19 protein-coding genes and 2 pseudogenes are annotated in these 17,667 nt (G+C 68.5%); 7 read left to right on the plus strand and 14 right to left on the minus strand.

The genetic code is table 11. From position 1 onward, the window contains the following. Positions 1-39: 39 nt before the first annotated feature. From LRS10_RS06340 to LRS10_RS06350, 3 genes are all read right to left on the minus strand, one after another. Positions 40-885 carry a PfkB family carbohydrate kinase gene (locus LRS10_RS06340; RefSeq protein ID WP_257836518.1) on the minus strand — a complete coding sequence of 282 codons (846 nt, stop codon included), beginning with the start codon at positions 883-885 and terminating at the stop codon, positions 40-42. A gap of 102 nt (positions 886-987) precedes the next feature. Continuing rightward, positions 988-2,379: an adenosylhomocysteinase gene (gene ahcY / locus LRS10_RS06345; protein WP_257836519.1), complete on the minus strand. Its 1,392-nt coding sequence runs from the start codon at positions 2,377-2,379 to the stop codon at positions 988-990. 78 nt (positions 2,380-2,457) lie between these two features. Continuing rightward, the gene (locus LRS10_RS06350) at positions 2,458-3,033 is read right to left on the minus strand and encodes a CYTH domain-containing protein (protein ID WP_257836520.1); all 576 of its coding nucleotides are present in this window, start codon (positions 3,031-3,033) and stop codon (positions 2,458-2,460) included. A 75-nt stretch (positions 3,034-3,108) separates the two neighbouring features. On the opposite strand from LRS10_RS06350, the gene bioB reads away from it, so the two are divergent. The 3 genes from bioB to LRS10_RS06365 are packed head-to-tail and all read left to right on the plus strand — an operon-like array spanning position 3,109 to position 5,847. Next, positions 3,109-4,116, plus strand: coding sequence for a biotin synthase BioB (bioB, locus tag LRS10_RS06355; protein WP_257836521.1), 1,008 nt, complete (start codon positions 3,109-3,111; stop codon positions 4,114-4,116). A gap of 46 nt (positions 4,117-4,162) precedes the next feature. After that, a complete protein-coding gene (locus LRS10_RS06360) occupies positions 4,163-5,089 on the plus strand; it encodes an ABC transporter ATP-binding protein (protein ID WP_257836522.1) in 927 nt (308 codons plus the stop codon). Next, entirely contained in the window at positions 5,086-5,847 is a 762-nt protein-coding gene (locus LRS10_RS06365; RefSeq protein WP_257836523.1) for an ABC transporter permease, read from the plus strand. Before LRS10_RS06360 ends, LRS10_RS06365 begins: the two co-directional genes overlap by 4 nt. Before the next feature lie 59 nt (positions 5,848-5,906). Here the strand turns inward: LRS10_RS06365 and LRS10_RS06370 are convergent, their stop codons facing one another. The 5 genes and pseudogenes from LRS10_RS06370 to LRS10_RS06390 all read right to left on the minus strand — a co-directional run bounded on the left by LRS10_RS06370 (position 5,907) and on the right by LRS10_RS06390 (position 9,370). After that, positions 5,907-6,212 carry an HPr family phosphocarrier protein gene (locus tag LRS10_RS06370; RefSeq protein ID WP_257836524.1) on the minus strand — a complete coding sequence of 102 codons (306 nt, stop codon included), beginning with the start codon at positions 6,210-6,212 and terminating at the stop codon, positions 5,907-5,909. Next, positions 6,190-6,596 (minus strand): annotated as a pseudogene (locus LRS10_RS06375) (PTS sugar transporter subunit IIA). The gene LRS10_RS06370 and the pseudogene LRS10_RS06375 overlap by 23 nt, the downstream one beginning before the upstream one ends. A gap of 59 nt (positions 6,597-6,655) precedes the next feature. Next, positions 6,656-7,090 carry an HPr kinase/phosphorylase gene (locus LRS10_RS06380; protein WP_257836525.1) on the minus strand — a complete coding sequence of 145 codons (435 nt, stop codon included), beginning with the start codon at positions 7,088-7,090 and terminating at the stop codon, positions 6,656-6,658. Further along, positions 7,087-8,685 (minus strand): sensor histidine kinase, encoded by a 1,599-nt coding sequence (locus LRS10_RS06385; protein WP_257836526.1) that lies wholly within the window; start codon positions 8,683-8,685, stop codon positions 7,087-7,089. The genes LRS10_RS06380 and LRS10_RS06385 overlap by 4 nt, the downstream gene beginning before the upstream one ends. Continuing rightward, positions 8,654-9,370, minus strand: coding sequence for a response regulator transcription factor (locus LRS10_RS06390; RefSeq protein WP_257836527.1), 717 nt, complete (start codon positions 9,368-9,370; stop codon positions 8,654-8,656). Before LRS10_RS06390 ends, LRS10_RS06385 begins: the two co-directional genes overlap by 32 nt. 158 nt (positions 9,371-9,528) lie before the next feature. On the opposite strand from LRS10_RS06390, the gene LRS10_RS06395 reads away from it, so the two are divergent. Continuing rightward, entirely contained in the window at positions 9,529-10,998 is a 1,470-nt protein-coding gene (locus LRS10_RS06395; protein WP_257836528.1) for a hypothetical protein, read from the plus strand. Positions 10,999-11,015: 17 nt separating this feature from the next. After that, positions 11,016-11,243: a hypothetical protein gene (locus tag LRS10_RS06400; RefSeq protein WP_257836529.1), complete on the plus strand. Its 228-nt coding sequence runs from the start codon at positions 11,016-11,018 to the stop codon at positions 11,241-11,243. A gap of 26 nt (positions 11,244-11,269) precedes the next feature. On the opposite strand, the pseudogene pseC reads toward LRS10_RS06400, so the two are convergent. Continuing rightward, positions 11,270-12,435: pseudogene (gene pseC / locus LRS10_RS06405) on the minus strand (UDP-4-amino-4,6-dideoxy-N-acetyl-beta-L-altrosamine transaminase). A 5-nt stretch (positions 12,436-12,440) separates the two neighbouring features. Next, positions 12,441-13,502: a UDP-N-acetylglucosamine 4,6-dehydratase (inverting) gene (pseB, locus tag LRS10_RS06410; RefSeq protein ID WP_257836530.1), complete on the minus strand. Its 1,062-nt coding sequence runs from the start codon at positions 13,500-13,502 to the stop codon at positions 12,441-12,443. 92 nt (positions 13,503-13,594) lie between these two features. Between pseB and LRS10_RS06415 the strand changes: the two genes are divergently transcribed. After that, the gene (locus tag LRS10_RS06415; RefSeq protein ID WP_257836531.1) at positions 13,595-14,011 is read left to right on the plus strand and encodes a hypothetical protein; all 417 of its coding nucleotides are present in this window, start codon (positions 13,595-13,597) and stop codon (positions 14,009-14,011) included. 16 nt (positions 14,012-14,027) lie between these two features. On the opposite strand, the gene LRS10_RS06420 is transcribed toward LRS10_RS06415, so the two are convergent. From LRS10_RS06420 to LRS10_RS06430, 3 genes are read right to left on the minus strand one after another with little or no spacing between them, the layout of a single operon-like run. Next, on the minus strand, positions 14,028-14,801 hold the full coding sequence (locus LRS10_RS06420; RefSeq protein WP_257836532.1) for an SDR family oxidoreductase: 774 nt from the start codon (positions 14,799-14,801) through the stop codon (positions 14,028-14,030). 11 nt (positions 14,802-14,812) lie between these two features. Then, complete coding sequence (locus LRS10_RS06425) at positions 14,813-15,106, minus strand: 4a-hydroxytetrahydrobiopterin dehydratase (protein ID WP_257836533.1); 294 nt, start codon at positions 15,104-15,106, stop codon at positions 14,813-14,815. Positions 15,107-15,118: 12 nt separating this feature from the next. After that, positions 15,119-15,766 (minus strand): HAD-IA family hydrolase, encoded by a 648-nt coding sequence (locus LRS10_RS06430; RefSeq protein WP_257836534.1) that lies wholly within the window; start codon positions 15,764-15,766, stop codon positions 15,119-15,121. A 62-nt stretch (positions 15,767-15,828) separates the two neighbouring features. Here LRS10_RS06430 and LRS10_RS06435 point away from each other — a divergent pair, with 62 nt between their 5' ends. Continuing rightward, on the plus strand, positions 15,829-16,167 hold the full coding sequence (locus LRS10_RS06435; protein ID WP_257836535.1) for a hypothetical protein: 339 nt from the start codon (positions 15,829-15,831) through the stop codon (positions 16,165-16,167). Here the strand turns inward: LRS10_RS06435 and LRS10_RS06440 are convergent. Further along, on the minus strand, positions 16,135-17,646 hold the full coding sequence (locus tag LRS10_RS06440) for an MFS transporter (RefSeq protein ID WP_257836536.1): 1,512 nt from the start codon (positions 17,644-17,646) through the stop codon (positions 16,135-16,137). The two genes, LRS10_RS06435 and LRS10_RS06440, sit on opposite strands and share 33 nt — an antisense overlap. Positions 17,647-17,667 lie beyond the last annotated feature (21 nt).

Raw genomic sequence — 17,667 nt, forward strand, 5'->3', positions numbered from 1 at the left:
GGCATGCCCCTGCGACGCGGGGAAATCAACCGCCCGGGATCAAAGCCGCTGGATGCGCACCTCGGCGCGCGGCGACACGAGCCGGTCGGCAAGCGCGACGATCGGCAGTTCCTGCGCCCGCCAGGCCAGCGTCGCCTCCACTGTCTCCGCCGCCGCGCGGGCCGCCCGGTGGGCGGCGGCTTCCGGCGCCAGACCTTCCACGAGACCCGCGCCGAAGCTTGCGGCGACGAGGTCTCCGGTGCCGTTGGGCATTCGCTCCACTTTCTGGTGGCTGAACAGCACGGCCGTCTCAGGCGTCACGAACAGCAGGCCGATCTCGTCCTGGGCCATCGGGACGGACGTCACCAGGGCGCCCTTGCCCAGGGCGCGCGCCGCGGCGACAGCCTCGGCGGCGTCGCGCACCGGACGCCCGGTCAGGTGCGACAGCTCCCAGACGTTCGGGGTGATCCAGTCGGCCACGGGCACGAGGCGTCGGGCCAGCACCTCCGCCACCTCAGGCCTCACGTACAGGCCCTTGGGCAGGTCCCCCATGACCGGGTCGACCACGACCACCGGCCGGTCGGCGTAGGCGCCCTCACGGTTGGCGGCGCGCACCCGTTCCAGCACGCCAGCGGCGATCTCCACCTGCTCCGGCAGCGAGAAGTGGCCGGTGACCACCAGGTCGACGAGGCCGAAGACCGCGTCGGCCTCGATGTCGGCCAGCATGCGGGCCAGCACCTCGGGCGAGGTGACTTCGCCCTGCGCGCCCTTCGCGGGACTCCGGCCGAACATCACGGTGGGCGCCAGCACAGGATCGATCTTGTGCGCCGCCAGCACGTACTGCTGGGCGCCGCCGCCGATGCGGCTGGCGGCCACGAACGAGGACAGGACGAGCGCCAGGGGCATGGCGCAGCTTAGCAGCGGATGACGGACGACGCGTTACCGGAAACGAAGAAGGCCCCCACGGCTCGCGCCGGGAGGCCTTCCGTCATGCATCTGGAGAGATGACTAGTAGCGATAGTGCTCGGGCTTGAACGGGCCCTCGACGGTCACGCCGATGTAGTCGGCCTGGTCCTTCGACAGCTTGGTGAGCTTGGCGCCCAGCTTCTCGAGGTGAAGGAAGGCCACTTTCTCGTCGAGGTGCTTGGGCAGCGTGTAGACCTTGGTCTCGTACTTGGCGCCGTTGGTCCACAGCTCGATCTGGGCCAGCGTCTGGTTGGTGAACGAGGCCGACATCACGAAGCTCGGGTGGCCCGTGGCGTTCCCCAGGTTCACCAGGCGCCCCTCCGACAGCACGATGATCTTCTTGCTGTCCGGGAACTCCACGTGGTGGACCTGCGGCTTGATCTCGTCCCACTTGAAGTTGCGCAGGCCCGCGATCTGGATCTCGGAGTCGAAGTGGCCGATGTTGCAGACGATGGCGTTGTTCTTCATCCGCCGCATGTGGTCGACGGTCAGCACGTCCTTGTTGCCGGTCGCCGTGACGAAGATGTCGGCCTTGTCGGCGACGTCTTCCATGGTCACGACTTCATAGCCTTCCATCGCCGCCTGCAGGGCGCAGATCGGGTCGATCTCGGTGACCATGACGCGCGCGCCGCCGTTGCGCAGCGAGGCGGCCGAGCCCTTGCCGACGTCGCCATAGCCCAGGACCACGGCGGTCTTGCCGGCCAGCATCACGTCGGTGCCGCGGCGGATCGCGTCCACAAGGCTCTCGCGGCAGCCGTAGAGATTGTCGAACTTCGACTTGGTCACACTGTCGTTGACGTTGATCGCCGGGAACGGCAGCTCGCCGCGCTCGGCCATCTGGTACAGGCGATGCACGCCCGTGGTGGTCTCTTCCGAGACGCCCTTACAGGCCGCGCGGATGGCCGAATAGAAGCCCGGCTTTTCCTTGAGGTAGCGCTTCATAACGGTGAAGAGCGCCTCCTCCTCCTCGTTCTGCGGGTTGTTCAGCACCGAGGGATCAGCCTCGGCCTTCGGACCCAGCACGCAGAGCAGGGTGGCGTCGCCGCCGTCGTCGAGGATCAGGTTCGGGTAGCCGCCATCGTGCCACTCGAAGATCTTGTGAGCGTACTCCCAGTACTCGATCAGCGTCTCGCCCTTGATGGCGAACACCGGCGTGCCCTTCACCGCGATGGCGGCGGCGGCATGGTCCTGGGTCGAGAAGATGTTGCACGAGGCCCAGCGGACCTCCGCGCCCAGCGCCTGCAGCGTCTCGATGAGCACGGCGGTCTGGATGGTCATGTGCAGGGAGCCCGCGATCCGGGCGCCCTTCAGCGGCTGGGCCTTCGCAAACTCGGCGCGGACCGCCATGAGGCCGGGCATCTCGGTCTCGGCGATCTCGATTTCCTTGCGGCCCCAGTCGGCGAGCGCGATGTCCTTCACGACGTAGTCGGTCATGGTGTCCTCGGTGGGAATGTCTTGGCGCGCTCTATAGCCGCCACCTGCCCAAGGAGCAACAATCATATAAGGAAATCTTTATATGCCTCTCAGCGCGCGGCCCTGCGCGGCCTTGCTTTCGGTGGAAGGATGCAGCGGCGCCGCCTGGGCCAGCAGGCGCGCCAGTTCGAACAAGGCGCCCTCCGGTCCCGACTTCAGCTCGAGCTCGATCTCGCTGACCGGACTGGCGCGCCCGGCGGCGGAGACCTCGCCCACGTCGGCGGCGATCTCGATCTCGGCGCCGCCGAACGCGATCAGCCGCTGCCGGCGCGTGATCCGCGCAACCGAGACTTCCGACAGCGTGTCGACCTGCGCCGCGTCGAGCAGCCCCCGCAACGCCGGCATCGTCAGGTCGGGTTCAGGCCCTGCGACCTCCACCTCATGCTCTTCGCGCGAGAAGCCCTTGCCGCGCTTGAGCGTCTGGATCCAGCGGCCGCCCACGGATCGCACACGGAACGAGGCCTCGGCCCGCGCGAGGGCTCCGTCCGGCGTGTCGTAGTAGGTCGAAACCATCTCGCGGACCTCGTCGTCTCCCGGCGGGGCGGCGGCCAGGACCGCATCCATGTCGCCCGTGGCACAGAGGAACTTCAGCTCAATCTCGCGGCCCGCCGCCATCGCCGTCCTCGCTGGTGACCCGTTGCTGACCGAAGGGAAACCCCGCTAAGTCGGGCGCCCTGCTCGGAGGACCTCATGAACGCCCCATTCCGACGTGTCGACCCCGCCCAGGATTTCGGCGCGCCGCGCCACGACTGGACGCTCGAGGAGGTCGAGGCGCTGTTCGAACTGCCGTTCACCGAGCTCGTCTTCCGCGCCGCCGAGGTCCACCGGCGCTGGTTCGACCCGACCGAGCTTCAGCTCTCCCAGCTGCTGTCCATCAAGACGGGCGGCTGCCCCGAGAACTGCGGCTATTGCAGCCAGTCGCAGCACTTCAAGACCGCCACCACAGCCTCGAAACTGATGGACGCCGAAACCGTGCTCGCCGCCGCCCGCGACGCCAAGGCCGGCGGCGCGCAGCGCTTCTGCATGGGCGCCGCTTGGCGTGACGTGAAGGACCGCGACCTGCCGAAGGTCGCCGCGATGATCTCCGGCGTGAAGGCCCTGGGCCTCGAGACCTGCGCCACCCTCGGCATGCTGACGCCCGAGCAGGCCAAGGCGCTCAAGGCCGCCGGCCTCGACTACTACAACCACAACCTCGATACGGGCCCCGACTACTACGACAAGGTCGTCACCACCCGGACCTACCAGGATCGCCTCGACACCCTGGCCGCCGTCCGCGACGCCGGCATGAGCACCTGCTGCGGCGGCATCGTCGGCATGGGCGAGACCCGCCGCGACCGCGCCGGCCTGCTGCACCAGCTCGCCACCCTCCCGGCCCACCCGGAAAGCCTCCCGATCAACGACCTGATGCCGATCCCCGGCACGCCGCTGGGCGAGAGCAAGGCCGTCGATCCGCTGGAGTTCGTCCGCATGATCGCCGTCGCCCGCCTGGTCTGCCCGAAGGCGATGGTCCGGATCGCCGCCGGCCGCGAGCACATGAGCAAGGAATTGCAGGCGCTGTGCTTCCTGGCCGGCGCCAACTCGATCTTCGTCGGCGGCCGCCTGCTGACCACCAACAACCCCGAGAAAAGCGCCGACGAGGCCCTGCTCGAGGACCTGAAGATGAAGCCGATGGGCATGAAGGTGTCGGAGCGGGCCTAGCTTAAGCGTCCTACGGATCCTATCTGGGGGGCTCCGGAGGGGACGTTTGGATCCGATCATCTCAGTGAAAGGTCTGTCGAAGACCTATGCCTCGGGCCATCAGGCGCTGAAGGACGTGAACCTCGACATCCGCAAGGGCGAAATCTTCGCCCTGCTGGGGCCGAACGGCGCGGGCAAGACGACGCTGATCGGGATCATCTGCGGCCTGGTGCGCTCGAGCGGAGGCCAGGTGGTCGCCGACGGGCATGACATCCACAAGGACTATCGCGCCGCCCGCACCAAGATAGGCCTGGTGCCGCAGGAGCTCTCCACCGACGCCTTCGAGACCGTCTGGGCGACGGTGAAGTTCAGCCGCGGCCTGTTCGGCAAGCCGCCGAACGACGCCCTGCTGGAGAAGGTCCTCAAGGACCTCAGTCTCTGGGACAAGAAGGACGCCAAGATCATGGCGCTGTCCGGCGGCATGAAGCGCCGGGTGATGATCGCCAAGGCCCTGTCCCACGAACCCACGATCCTGTTCCTCGACGAGCCGACCGCCGGCGTGGACGTCGAGCTGCGCCGCGACATGTGGGAGATGGTCCGCGGTCTGCGCGAACAGGGCGTGACCGTCATTTTGACCACCCACTACATCGAGGAAGCCGAGGAGATGGCCGACCGCATCGGCGTGATCTCCAGGGGCGAGCTGATCCTCGTGGAGGACAAGGACGTCCTCATGCGCAAGCTCGGCAAGAAGCAGCTGACGCTGCACCTGCAGGAGCCGCTGGCCGCGGTGCCGCCGGGACTCGACAATTACCAGCTGGAGCTCGCCGCCGAGGGCGCGGAGCTCGTCTACACCTTCGACGCCCAGGCCGAACGCACCGGCATCGCCGACCTGATCCGACGCCTCACCGAGCAGGGCGTCGACTTCAAGGACCTGCGGACTCAGGAGAGCTCGCTCGAGGAAATCTTCGTGAACCTGGTGAGGAGCCGCGCATGAACGTCCATGCCGTCAAGGCCATCTACCGGTTCGAGATGCAGCGCTGGTTCCGGACCATCGTCCAGAGCCTGGCAGCGCCGGTTATCACCACCTCCCTCTACTTCATCGTCTTCGGCGCCGCGATTGGCCGCCGGATGCCCGAGATCGACGGTGTGAGTTATGGGGCCTTCATCATCCCCGGCCTGATCATGCTCTCGATCCTGACCGAGAGCATCTCCAACGGCTCGTTCGGCATCTACATGCCGAAGTTCGCGGGCACCATCTACGAGCTCCTGTCGGCGCCCATCTCCACCGCCGAGGTGGTGCTGGGCTACGTCGGCGCCGCGGCCACCAAGTCGGTCGTCCTCGGCCTGGTGATCCTGGCGACGGCGCGGCTGTTCGTGGACTTCTCCATCGCCCACCCGTTCGTGATGCTGGCCTTTCTGGTGCTGACTTCCGCGACCTTCAGCCTTTTCGGCTTTCTCACGGGAATCTGGGCCGACGGCTGGGAGAAGCTGTCGATCATTCCGATCCTGGTGGTCACGCCGCTGACCTTCCTGGGCGGCAGCTTCTATTCCATCGACATGCTGCCGGAGTTCTGGCGCAACGTCGCCCTGGTGAACCCGGTGGTCTATCTGGTCAGCGGCTTCCGCTGGGCGTTCTACGGCGTCTCCGACGTGGGCGTGGGCGTGAGCCTGGCAGCCACGTTCGGGTTCCTGGCGCTTTGCCTTGCGGCGGTGGCGTGGATCTTCAAGACCGGCTGGCGGCTGAAGACCTAGAGCGCGCTAGGCGAAAGTGTGAGCGGTTTCGCCGCTCGAGCGCGCTCTCGACCCCGCGCCTACTCGTCTTCGTCGAAGCGCGCGGCGACCAGGTCGGCGAGGGCGGCGACCGCCTGCTCGGCCTCGTCGCCCTCGGCTTCGATCTCGATGCAGCAACCGGGCGCGGCGGCCAGCATCATCAGGCCCATGATCGAACGGGCGTCGACCGTCTGGCCGTCCTTCGAGACCCGGACCTCGGCGTCGAAACCGGCGGCCATCTTCACGAACTTCGCCGAGGCGCGGGCATGCAGCCCACGCTTGTTGACGATCTCGACGGTGCGGGTGACGGCGGTCTCGCTCAGCTCACTTCTCTCCGGCCAGGACATAGGAGGCGACGGAGATGTACTTTCGCCCGGCTTCCTGCGCCGCTGCAACCGAGTCTTCGAGGCTGAAGCGGGTCCGCACGCTCGCCAGCTTGATTAGCATGGGCAGATTGAGCCCCGCGATCACCTCGGCCTTCGTCTGCTCCATTACCGAGATGGCGAGGTTCGAGGGCGTACCGCCGAACATGTCGGTGAGCAGGATCACGCCCGCGCCGGCATCCACACGGCCGCAGGCCTCCAGGATGTCCTTCCGGCGACGCTCCATGTCGTCGTCCGGCCCGATGCAGATCGCCGCGCGACGGCGGCCTGCGGTCCGACCACGTGCTCCATGGCGAAGACGAACTCCTCCGCCAGTCGCCCGTGGGTAACGATCACGAGGCCGATCATGCCTGTTGTTCCAAGGGGTATCCCCACCCGATGGCGCCATAGCCGGGGCGCGAGCGGAGCTAAATACGCCTGTTGTGCGCCGCGTCAAAGCTTGAGAGCGCGCGACTGAGTTTCGCAGGCGCGGACTCTTCAAACGCGGAAGTGGTCATCGCCGGAATGCTCACGCCAAGGATGTCGTGGAATTCAGGGTCCGGGATGCGGTCCGGCTCGCCCAGGCGGGCGACGAGCCCCACCTCCGCGAGGGACAGCGCGTCAGCGCGGATCACGTCCAGCCCACGTACCTCGATCAGGCCGTGAAGCGCCTCGGGCGCGCGGCCGTACAGGCGCCCGCCCGACGTCCACAGCACCACCCGATCATCGGCGACGAGCCGGAAGCCCTGCCCGATGGCCCGCAACGCCAGGTCGCTCTTGCCCGCCCCCGAGGGCCCCTCGATCAGCACGCCGATCCAGCGGCCGCCGACCCGCTGGGCGATCAGGCCCGCATGCCGGATCACAGCGTCGGCTCCGGCAGGGTCAGGATGAAGATCGCGCCCCCGACCCGGCCCTCTGCGTCCAGCCGGTTCTGGGCCTGCAGCGAGCCCCCGTGGGCCTCGGCGATCTGGCGGGCGATGGAGAGCCCCAGGCCCGAGTTTCCGCCGAACGCCGCGCCCTTCGGCCGGGACGTGTAGAACCGCTCGAAGACCGTCTCCAGGTTCTCTGACGGGATGCCGGGACCGTTGTCCGACACCGTGGCGACCACCCGGCCCTGCCCGCGGCCCAGCGCCACCGTCACCTCGTCGCCCGGAGGGCTGAACGAGCGGGCGTTGTCGATGAGGTTGCGGAAGATCTGGCCGAGCGGACCTTCCCGGCCCAGCACGCGGATCGGCTCGACGCCGGGCGCGATCTCGAGCCTGACGCGGACGTCGCCGCTCTTGGCGGTCGCCTGATAGAGGCTGGTGATGTCGGCGACGAGACGGCCCAGGTCGATCATCTTCGGCTGGTCGCGGGAAAGCTCGGCGTCCAGCCGCGAGGCGTTGGAGATGTCGGTGACGAGCCGGTCCAGCCGCTGGACGTCGTTCTTCAGGATGCCCAGCAGCCGGTCGCGGGCGGCGGGATCCGTGATCAGGTCCAGCGTCTCCACGGCCGAGCGCATGGAGGTGAGCGGATTGCGGATCTCGTGGGCGACGTCGGCGGCGAACGCCTCGATCGCATCCATCCGCTCCGACAGCGCATGCGTCATGTCCTCCAAGCTTCGGGTCAGGCCGCCGATCTCGTCGTCCCGGCGGGCCAGATCAGGCAGGGAAATGGCGCGGGCCCGGGAGAGGCGCACGCTGTCGGCGGCCCGCGCCAGCCGGTTCACCGGCTGGGCGATCAGGCTGTTCAGCAGGATGGACGAGGCCAGGGTGACGCCGATGGCGATCAGGATGAACGGGATCAGGGCCAGGCGCTCGCCGGCGATGATCTCGTCGACGTCGCTGGCCTCCAGGGTGATCACGCCCAGCACGGCCTGGACGTGACGGATCGGGATCGAGACCGACACCACGCGGTCGCCGTCCGGCCCGCGCCGCATGCCGGACCAGCGGCGCCCCTTCAACGCCTGCTCGACCTCGGCCGACAGCGCCTTCTGGGCGTCGGCGGCGCTGGGTTCGGGCTTGTGCGGAATGATGTCCAGCCGCACGCCCTCCTCCTCGCGGGCCCGGGCAGGCGGCAGCACCTTCCACTCCACGCGGTCGGCCACGAGGTCGGTGTCGGCGACCAGGCGGCCGTCGGCGTCGAAGAGCCGGGCCCGCTGGGTCTCCGGGCTCTTGAAGGTCTGCATGATCTCGGTGGCGAGAGCCGCGTCCATTTCCGGCTCGGGCTCGCCTACCGTGGCGGCGCGGTTGATGATGTCGGCGATCAGTTCGCCCTGCGCCGACAGGCTATCGATGCGGGCGTTGACCAGGCCCTGCCGATACTCGTTGAGCACCAGGGCGCCGACCACCAGGATCATCAGGCCCAGCAGGTTCAGCGCAAGGATCAGCCGGCCGAGCTTGGAGCCCGGCAGCCAGCGCACCTTCGACGGCCTGAGCCTGCGCCGCTCAGCTTTCCCGGTAGCGGTAGCCGACGCCATAGAGGGTCTCGATCGCGTCGAACTCAGGGTCCACCTCGCGGAATTTCTTCCGCATGCGTTTGATGTGGCTGTCGATCGTACGGTCGTCGACATAGACCTGGTCTTCGTAGGCCGCGTCCATCAGGTTGTCGCGGCTCTTCACGAAGCCTGGGCGCTGAGCGAGCGACTGCAGGAGCAGGAATTCGGTGACAGTGAGCTTCACCGGCTTGCCGTCCCACAGGCAGTCGTGGCGGGCGGGGTCCAGGGTCAGCTTGCCGCGCTTGATCGCCCGGGCGCTCACCTCGGCCGCCGTGGCGGGGCCGGCGACGGCGTCCTCCTCACCGCGGCCCGCCCGTCGCAGCACCGCCTTCACCCGTTCGATGAGCAGGCGCTGGCTGAACGGCTTGTGGATGTAGTCGTCCGCGCCGAGGTTGAAGCCCAGGATCTCGTCGATCTCCTCGTCCTTCGACGTGAGGATTATGACCGGGATGTCCGAGGTGCGGCGCAGTCGGCGCAGGACCTCCATCCCGTCCATCCGCGGCATCTTCACGTCGAGGATGGCGAGATCGGGAGGATCGTTCTCCAGCGCGGCGAGTCCGGCGGCGCCGTCGTAGTAGGCCTTGATGGCGTGGCCGTGGCTTTCGAGAGCCAGGCTGACGGAGGTGACGATGTTCTCGTCGTCATCCACCAGAGTGATCTTGGCCATGTGGTCTCGAGGTCTCCTAGTCCGAGATGTCGGAAGCTATTCGCGGCGAAGCGTGGCCTCAATGGGGCCGCGCGCTTGCCGTCGGTAGGTGTTTCCGTAAGTCAACGCGCTCTTAAGCTTGTTGGGTGAACGTGCAAGCGTCCGGGGGGGATGCTGGCATGGATGGATTCAGCGTGCATTACGAGGTGTTCGTCCGGAAAACCCCGGGCGCATCGTGGTCGCTCGACATGGCCAGCGAGAACCGCAGCGCGGCCATCCAGGCCGCCGAGGACCTCTACAACGAGGGTCGCGTCGCCGCGGCGAAGGTCACCAAGGAGACCCTCGACGAGGATACGCGCGAGTTCCAGTCGGTCACTATCCTGAAGCTCGGCGCCGCCGAGGTGACCCGCAAGTCCAAGCCGCAGCCCGACGCCCAGCCGCTGTGCGTCACCCCGCAGGACCTCTACACCCTGCACGCCCGCGAGCGGATCGGCCGCCTGCTGGAAGGCTGGCTCGACCGCAACAGCGCCACGCCCTTCGAACTGCTGCACCGCCCCGACCTGGTCGAGAAGCTGGAAGCCTCCGGCACCGACCTGCAGCATGCCATCCAGAAGATCGCCGTCCCCGAGGCCCACGCCCGCGGCATGTCGGTCCACGAGCTGATGCGGGTGTTCCAGAGCCTGGTCGAGCGTGCCGTCGACCGGCTGATGAAGGACCACAAGAAGGGCTCGCTCCCGGACGTGGACAAGGAAGGTTTCGCGGCCGCGGCCGAGCGCGTGGCGAAGGAGCCCGAGCGCGCCTACCTCCTGGGCGCCGGCGTCGCGGCCTCGATCGCGCCCGCCGCCACCTGGTCCGAGAAGGTGCTGCGCCTGCTGGACCTGGCCGACGCCGCGCCGCGCGGCCAGGCCGCCCGGGCCTTGGCGTTCTCCACCCTGGAGCAGCCGCTGGCCGAGATCCTGGAGTCGAAGCCCGGGATCGGCGATCTGCTCGGCAAGGGCCTGGACCTGGGATCCAGCCTCGCCGCCCTCACCCGTCTCACGGCCTTCGACGCTGTCGAATCCCTGATCCGTGTCGAGCCCTCGGTCGCCAAGGTCATGCCGCAGCTGTCGCCGACGGCCCAGCGCCTCGCCAAGTGGCTGGCCGCGGAGGACTTCGCCGACGTGCGCACCGCGCTCGGCAAACGCATCCTGCGGGAACTGAACGGGCCGCGCCGGCTGAAGCCCGGCGACGCGGAGGCGGAGATCGACGTGCTGCGCGCGCTGGCGATGTCCCTCACCGCCGCCTCGGGCAAGCTCCTGCCCATCGAGGACGTGCAACAGGCGTTTTCGCACCGTTCGCGCATGCTGATCACGGGCGACTTCGTCGAGGCCTACCTCGGCCAGGGCCGGACCTCGCAGCAGGAGGTCGAGGCGCTCATCTGGCTCACCGAGAACGTGATCGGAGGCGCGAACAAGCGCCAGGCCGGCCGCTGGCTCCGGGCCGTGGTCGCCTCGCTGCGCTTCGAGAAGGAGACGCTGAAGCTGGGCGACGAGTCGGCCGCCACCCGGCTGGCCCAGCTGGCCGCCCTGCAGCGCTCGGTGGGTCGCTGCGGCCTCGCGCCCGAGGACCCGAACCGATTCAAGCCAAGCTCGGCGACCTCGGCGGATTGATCGAGGGTGAGGCGAAGATGACGTCGGCCCTGGCCAGGGCGAACGCCTCGGCCGTCCAGCGGCTGACCCTGCTGCTGAAACTGGCCTGCGGCGAGACCGCGCCGATCGGCCCCGCCGCCACCCGGGCCAAGGCCGAGGCGATGAAGCTCGTCCGCCACGACGACACCCGCGCCGAACTGGCGAACGCCCCTGAACAGGTCACCGCCATGCGCGAACTGATCCAGCAGGCGGGTCTGGCGGCTTAAGTCCCTCCCGGGTCGGGTCGGGAGGGCTAGAGGCCGAGCGCCGCCCTCAGTGCGTGGGCCACGCGCTCCACGTCTCCATCCTGCATGCCGGGATACAGCGGCAGCGACAGGCATCGTGCGTACCAGGCGTCGGCGCCGGGCAGATCGAGCGCGCCGTAGCGATCGCGGTAGTAGGGCTGGCGGTGGACCGGGATGTAGTGAACCTGGCTGCCAACGCCGCGGGCCTTGAGCGCGTCGACCACCTGCAGGCGGGTCGTTCCGGCGACCTCGAAATCGATCAGCACGGTCATCAGGTGCAGGACCGGGTCACTCCAGGCCGGCTGGGCGGCCTGGACCACGACCGGCGCCAAAGGGGCCCAGGGCTTCGCGGTAGAGGGTCGCCAGCGCGCGGCGGCGGGCGGCGAATGTCGGCAGCTTGGCGAGTTGCGACAGGCCTAGGGCGCAGAGCACATCCGGCAGTCGATAGTTGAAGCCCGGTTCCGGCATCTCGTACCACCACGGCTCGCAGCCTTCGGGCCGGACCATCCCGTGCGAACGCATCACGCGCAGGCGCTCGGCCAGCGCGGGGTCATTGGTGGTCACCATGCCGCCCTCGCCCGTGGCGATGGTCTTCACGGGATGGAACGAGAAGGTCGCCATCGCCGAATGGCGCACATCGCCGACCGTTTCGGTTGAATCGCCGAAGCGCATCGTCGTTCCGAGCGCATGGGGCGCGTCTTCGACCAAGACGGCGCCGGCCTCCGCAGCCTGGACCGCTAGCGCGGGAAGCTCGGACGGCGTCCCCGCGCAGATGCACGGGCAGAACGGCGCGCAGGCGGCGGCCTTGCAGGCGCGCCATGGCCTCGGCCAGGGTGTCGGGCGTCATCAGGCCCGTGTGCGGGTCGACGTCGGCGAACACCACCTCGGCCCCGACGTAGCGGGCGCAGTTGGCGGTCGCCAGGAAGGTGATCGAGGGCGCGATCACGACCTCGCCAGGCTGAACGTCCAGCGCCAGCATGGCCAGATGCAGCGCCGCCGTGCCGTTGGCGCAGGCGACCGCGTGGTGGGCGCCCACAGTCTCGGCGAAGCGGCGCTCGAAGCGCTCGACCATCGGGCCCGTGGTGAGGAAGTCCCCGCGAAGCGCCTCGGCCACCGCGGCGATGTCGTCGTCGTCGATGGTCTGGCGGCCGTAGGGCAGGATCTGGCCGGTCATGGAGATCAGTCGGTCGCCCGGCGGCGGCGCTTCGGCGCGTCGATCTCGAGCATGGCCAGGAAGCCGTTGGCGTCGAGCCAGTCGTCGTTGGTGTCGGAGGCGTAGGAGAAGCCTTCAGGCGCCTGGCCGCCGTCGATCGGCGCGCGTTGGTATTCGGCGAAGGCCGGCTCGATGACATAGCGGTCGCCGAGATCGACGGTGGTGCGCGCGTCGTCGGACGAGATCATCATCTCGTGCAGCTTCTCGCCGGGGCGGATGCCCACCACCTTGATCGGCAGGTCGGGCGCCATGGCGGCGGCGATGTCGGTGATCTTCATCGACGGGATCTTGGGGACGAAGATTTCGCCGCCGCGCATGACGGCCAGCGACGACAGGACGAAGTCGACGCCCTCGTCCAGGGTGATCAGGAACCGTGTCATCCGCGGGTCGGTGATCGGCAGCTCCGTCGCGCCCTTGGCGATGAGCCGCTGGAACAGCGGCGCGATCGAGCCCCGCGAGCCGACGACGTTGCCGTAGCGCACCACCGCGAAGCGGGTGCCGATGTCCCCCGACAGATTGTTGGCGGCGACGAACGTCTTGTCCGAAGCCAGCTTGGTGGCGCCGTACAGGTTGATCGGGTTGCAGGCCTTGTCCGTGGAGAGCGCCACCACCCGCTTCACGCGGTTCGAGAGGCACGCCCAGACCACGTTCTCGGCCCCCAGCACATTCGTGTGGATGCACTCCGACGGATTGTACTCGGCCGCCGGCACCTGTTTCAGCGCTGCGGCGTGAATGACCACGTCGACGCCGCGCACGGCCAGGGTCAGCCGCTCCCGGTCGCGGATGTCGCCCAGGAAGAAGCGCATCCGGGCGAGTTTCTCCGCACCGAACTTCTCGGCGAGATCGATCTGCATCTCGCTCTGCTTCAACTCGTCCCGCGAATAGACGATCAGCTTCCGCGGATTGGCGCGCGCCAGGACGGTCTCGATGAACCGGCGGCCGAAGCTGCCGGTGCCGCCGGTGACGAGGATGACCCTGCCGTCGAGGTCGAGCCTGGCCTGGTCGGGATTGGGGGCAAATCGGCCCAAGGGGCGCTCCGCGATGCGATTCGGTCTCGCGCCGACTCTCGGGGGCCGCACGTAAAGAGACCGCTAACCATAGGCGGCGCCTGATGGCTGCGATGAACCGCCGTCTTTTCACAGGCTATCTGGCGCTGGTCGCGCCCCTGGTGTTCGCCGCGGGCGATGCGCAGGCGGCCGGCGGCGAGAAGGCCGAGAAGAAGCTGAGCGGCGGTCCGACCTACGTGCCGATCCAGACCGTCCTTGGAACCACCAAGCGAGCTGATGGCCGCCGCGGCGTGCTGTCGGTGGAGTGCGGCCTGGACGTGCCTGACGACAGCCTGCGCGAACGGGCGACCATGTCGATCCCCCGCCTGCGCTCGGCCTATATGTCCACGGTCCAGACCTATGCGTCCGGCCTGCCTGCGGGCGAGCCGCCGAACGTCGACTTCATCGCCCGCGCCCTGCAGCAGCAGACCGACGCCGTGCTGGGCCGCCGCGGCGCCAAGCTGCTCCTCGGCGCGGTGATGGTGAACTAGGCGGGCGCCGCCGCCGTCACATCGCCGAGATGCCGCCGTCGAGCTTGAGCTCGGCCCCGGTCATGAAGCGGCTCTCGTCGGACGCGAGATAGAGCACCGCATTGGCGATGTCGTCCGGCTCGCCAATCCGGCCGAGCGGCACCTGGCGGGCAAGCTTGGCCTCGGCCGCTTCCTTGCCGAAGCGCTGGCGCAGCGGGTCGAGGATCGGCGTGTCGATGAAGGTGGGATGGATCGAGTTGGAGCGGACGTCGAGCCCCTGCTTGGCGCAGTGCAGGGCGATGCCCTTCGACAGCAGCCAGACCGCGGCCTTCGAGGCGTTGTAGGAGGGGCTGTTGTGGGCGGCGATCAGGCCCGCGATCGAGCTGATGTTGATGATCGAGCCCGGCTGGTTCTGGCGCAGGTACTTGAGCGCGTGCTTCGCGCCGAGGAAGACCGAGTCGACGTTGACGCTCATGACCAGCTTCCAGTCCTCGAGGCTCAGGCTCTCGATGTCGCCGCCCCGGCTGATCCCGGCGTTGTTCACCAGCACGGAAATTCCGCCCATGGCCGCGTCGGCCTCCTCCAGGGCGAAGATCCACTGGGCTTCCTGGGTGACGTCCAGCGGGAAGGCGAAGGCCGTGCCCTCGCCATGGGCCTGGTTGATCTCCGCCGCCACCGCCTCGGCGCCGCCGGCGTTGACGTCGGCGAGGCTGACCTTGGCGCCCTCGGCGGCGAGCCGGCGGGCGAAGGCGGCGCCCAGCCCCTGGGCCGCGCCCGTAATGAAGGCCTTCTTTCCAGCAACGCGTCCCATGTTCCCTCTCCCTATGCCGCGGCGATCTCGTCCATGAACCCGGCCAGCGTCACGTCCAGCTCGGTCACGCCGTCAGCGTCATGGGTGGTGAGGACCACCTCGACCCGATTGTAGACGTTGAACCACTCCGGATGGTGGTCGAGCTGGTCGGCGCGGATCGCCACGCGGGTCATGAAGCCGAAGGCCTGGTTGAAGTCCTTGAACCTGAACGTCTTGGCGATGGCGTCGCGCGCGCCCTCGGGCCTGGTCCAGCCCGACAGGCGGGCGACGGCGGCCTCTGCGCCGATCTTCTGCGGACGGCTCATCAGGCGAACTCCTCAGTTGAACGTCAGGCCGACGATCCGGGACAGGTCGTCCAGCGCCTGGGCCTCGCCCGTCACCTTGATGGCCTGCATGCCGAGGCCGGCCGCCGGCTTGCAGTTGATGCCGAGGTCGTCGAGGTAGACGCAGGCCTGCGGCTGCACGGCCAGCAGGTCGCACATCATCAGATAGATGCGCGGGTCCGGCTTGCGGACGCCGGCCTTCGAGCTTTCGATGATGGCGTCGAACAGCGGCATCACCTGGGCCATGGCGCCGGCCATCCGCTGGCCCTCGTCCTGCCCCGGACTGTGCTCCGAGACGACGTTGTTGGTGATGCAGCCGACCTTGAACCCGGCCGCCTTGCAGGCCTTCAGGGCCTCGACCATCCGCGGGCGCAGCGCGCCCGACAGCAGCGGCAGGACGTCGGCGCCGCGGACGGGGTGGCCCAGCGCGGCGGATTCCTCGAGAAACAGCGAGTCGAAGCGCGCAGCGTCGATCTCGTTCCGCTCGAACAAGGCCCAGGCGTTGTGGTCGGGATTGGTGGCGTTGACCTTGCGGATCAGGTCGGCCGGCAGCCCCTTGTCCGCCTCGTAGCGGTTGAAGGCCTCGAAGGGCGAGGTCGTGAAGACCCCGCCGAAATCCCAGATCACCGCCTCGATCGCCATGCCGTCTCCTCGTCGTTGCATCGGGCTCTAGAGAGCCGGGCGCGGCCATGCAAGTAAGCGGCATGCTCCGCTTCGTCGCCTACGGCCTCGTCTGCGCCGCCATCCTCTACGTGTGCCTGGCGCCTACCGAGGCGCTGCCGACCGTGAACGTCTGGGACAAGGCCGAGCACGCCGTCACCTGGGGCGCGCTGGCGGGCCTTGGCTTCCTGTTCTGGCCGCGGCGGACGGCGGCGGTGGCGGTGTTCGCGCTCGCCTTCGGCGCCGCCATCGAGCTGCTGCAGGGGACGATGGGCCTCGGCCGCAGCGCCGACGGCTTCGACCTGCTGGCCGACGCCGTGGGCGTGCTGGGCGCGCTGGGCGTCTTCGCCCTACTCCGCCGGAGCCGGCGCGGCCGCGCCTAGCGTCCCGCCCTTGGCCTGCGGCGGACCGGGCGGCGGCTGCATCTTCCGCTTCGCCTCCAGCGCGGCCCGCGTCTCTTCGTAGGTGCGGCGGTTGATGCCGTAGAGCGAATAGAAGACCGCGGCGATGACGCCGGGGATCGCCGCCAGCACGCTGTCCCAAAGCGCCAGGTTGAACAGCACCTCGGGCGGCACGTCCGCGATCGAGCGCGCGGTCTTCGGGAAGCCGATCAGGGTGATGACGGCGCCGGCCACGGCCGTGCCGACCGCCATGTCGATCTTCCCCGCCATGTTGCGGGTGGAGTAGAGGATGCCCTCCTGGCGCACGCCGTACTTCAGCTCGTTCTGGTCGGCGATGTCGGCCAGGGCGGACATGGCGCTGATCTGCAGCACGCTGATCGCGCCGTACTGGACCGCCGCGAACGCCACCAGCATCGGCAGGAGGCCCGGTGTGGCCGGCGAGATGATCCCCATCATGCCCAGCACCAGCGGGATCGGCGGGATGATGGCGTAGACCAGGGCCGAGAACATCATGGTCTTCTTCTTGTCGAACCGGCCGTGCAGGCGGGCGGCGAACAGGAAGGCGGTCAGGTAGCCGGCCAGGCTGCCGAACACGAAGACCGCGAGCTCCTTGGACGAAAGGTCCCAGTAGAAGGTGTTCACGTACATCCGCATGCCCTCGCGCATGCCGATCATCAGAGCGACGAAGAAGTAGGCCACCAGCAGCCAGACGTAGTTGATGTTGGCCAGCGCCTTGCCGAAGTCGCCGAAGAAGCCGCGGGCGCTGAACGCCGGCTGGTCCGGCCGGGCCTTGGGCAGCAGCGGAACGCGGTCGCGGGTGAACCAGGCCGAGGCGAACAGGGCGGTTATGGTCACCAGGCCGATGGCGGCGGCGTAGCGGGGCCACGGTTCCGGGTTCAGAAGGCCGCGGGGATACTCAGGCGTGGCCGGAAAGAACAGCAGCGTGGCGCCGAGGAAGGTCAGGGAGCCGCCGGCCCAGTTGAAGAAGCTGTAGTAGGACATCACCTTCGAGCGCTCGGTGTAGTGGGGCGACAGCTCGCCCCCGAGCGCGAGATGGGGGACGTAGAAGAAGGTCATCGCCTGCCGCATCAGGATCACCGCGGCGCCGAGCCAGATCAGCAGTCCGGTCTGACCCAGCCCCGCCGGCGGCGAGAAGATCGCCCAGACCGTGAGCCCCGTCGGCAGCGCGGCCCCGAACAGGAAAGGATGCCGCCGGCCCCACTTCGACTTGGTGCGGTCCGAGATCGAGCCGATGATCGGGTCCGAGAAGGCGTCCAGCACCAGGCTCGCCGAAATCGCCAGGCCGACGAGGTGCGCCGGCACGCCCAGCACCTGGCTGTAGAAGAGCAGGGCGAAGCTGGAGACCGAGTAGAGCGCCACCATCTCGGCCGCTCCGCCCAGGCCGAAGGCCAGCTTGGTCTTCATGGGCAGCGGCGCAGCCGCAGCGGGGGCCTCAGCCATCGTCTTCTCCCTGCGAGGCGC

It is taken from the genome of Phenylobacterium sp. J426, from assembly GCF_024699945.1.
In the GTDB taxonomy this organism is placed as follows: domain Bacteria; phylum Pseudomonadota; class Alphaproteobacteria; order Caulobacterales; family Caulobacteraceae; genus Phenylobacterium.

Coding starts and splice junctions, on each gene's coding strand:
- LRS10_RS06365 (WP_257836523.1), top strand. CDS start 5,086: ATGAACGTCCATGCCGTCAAGGCCATCTACCGGTTCGAGATGCAGCGC.
- LRS10_RS06430 (WP_257836534.1), bottom strand. CDS start 15,766: ATGGCGATCGAGGCGGTGATCTGGGATTTCGGCGGGGTCTTCACGACC.
- LRS10_RS06350 (WP_257836520.1), bottom strand. CDS start 3,033: ATGGCGGCGGGCCGCGAGATTGAGCTGAAGTTCCTCTGTGCCACGGGC.
- LRS10_RS06340 (WP_257836518.1), bottom strand. CDS start 885: ATGCCCCTGGCGCTCGTCCTGTCCTCGTTCGTGGCCGCCAGCCGCATC.
- LRS10_RS06400 (WP_257836529.1), top strand. CDS start 11,016: ATGACGTCGGCCCTGGCCAGGGCGAACGCCTCGGCCGTCCAGCGGCTG.
- LRS10_RS06370 (WP_257836524.1), bottom strand. CDS start 6,212: ATGTCCTGGCCGGAGAGAAGTGAGCTGAGCGAGACCGCCGTCACCCGC.
- LRS10_RS06420 (WP_257836532.1), bottom strand. CDS start 14,801: ATGGGACGCGTTGCTGGAAAGAAGGCCTTCATTACGGGCGCGGCCCAG.
- LRS10_RS06415 (WP_257836531.1), top strand. CDS start 13,595: ATGAACCGCCGTCTTTTCACAGGCTATCTGGCGCTGGTCGCGCCCCTG.
- LRS10_RS06440 (WP_257836536.1), bottom strand. CDS start 17,646: ATGGCTGAGGCCCCCGCTGCGGCTGCGCCGCTGCCCATGAAGACCAAG.
- LRS10_RS06425 (WP_257836533.1), bottom strand. CDS start 15,106: ATGAGCCGTCCGCAGAAGATCGGCGCAGAGGCCGCCGTCGCCCGCCTG.
- LRS10_RS06435 (WP_257836535.1), top strand. CDS start 15,829: ATGCTCCGCTTCGTCGCCTACGGCCTCGTCTGCGCCGCCATCCTCTAC.
- LRS10_RS06385 (WP_257836526.1), bottom strand. CDS start 8,685: ATGGCGTCGGCTACCGCTACCGGGAAAGCTGAGCGGCGCAGGCTCAGG.
- bioB (WP_257836521.1), top strand. CDS start 3,109: ATGAACGCCCCATTCCGACGTGTCGACCCCGCCCAGGATTTCGGCGCG.
- LRS10_RS06390 (WP_257836527.1), bottom strand. CDS start 9,370: ATGGCCAAGATCACTCTGGTGGATGACGACGAGAACATCGTCACCTCC.
- ahcY (WP_257836519.1), bottom strand. CDS start 2,379: ATGACCGACTACGTCGTGAAGGACATCGCGCTCGCCGACTGGGGCCGC.
- LRS10_RS06395 (WP_257836528.1), top strand. CDS start 9,529: ATGGATGGATTCAGCGTGCATTACGAGGTGTTCGTCCGGAAAACCCCG.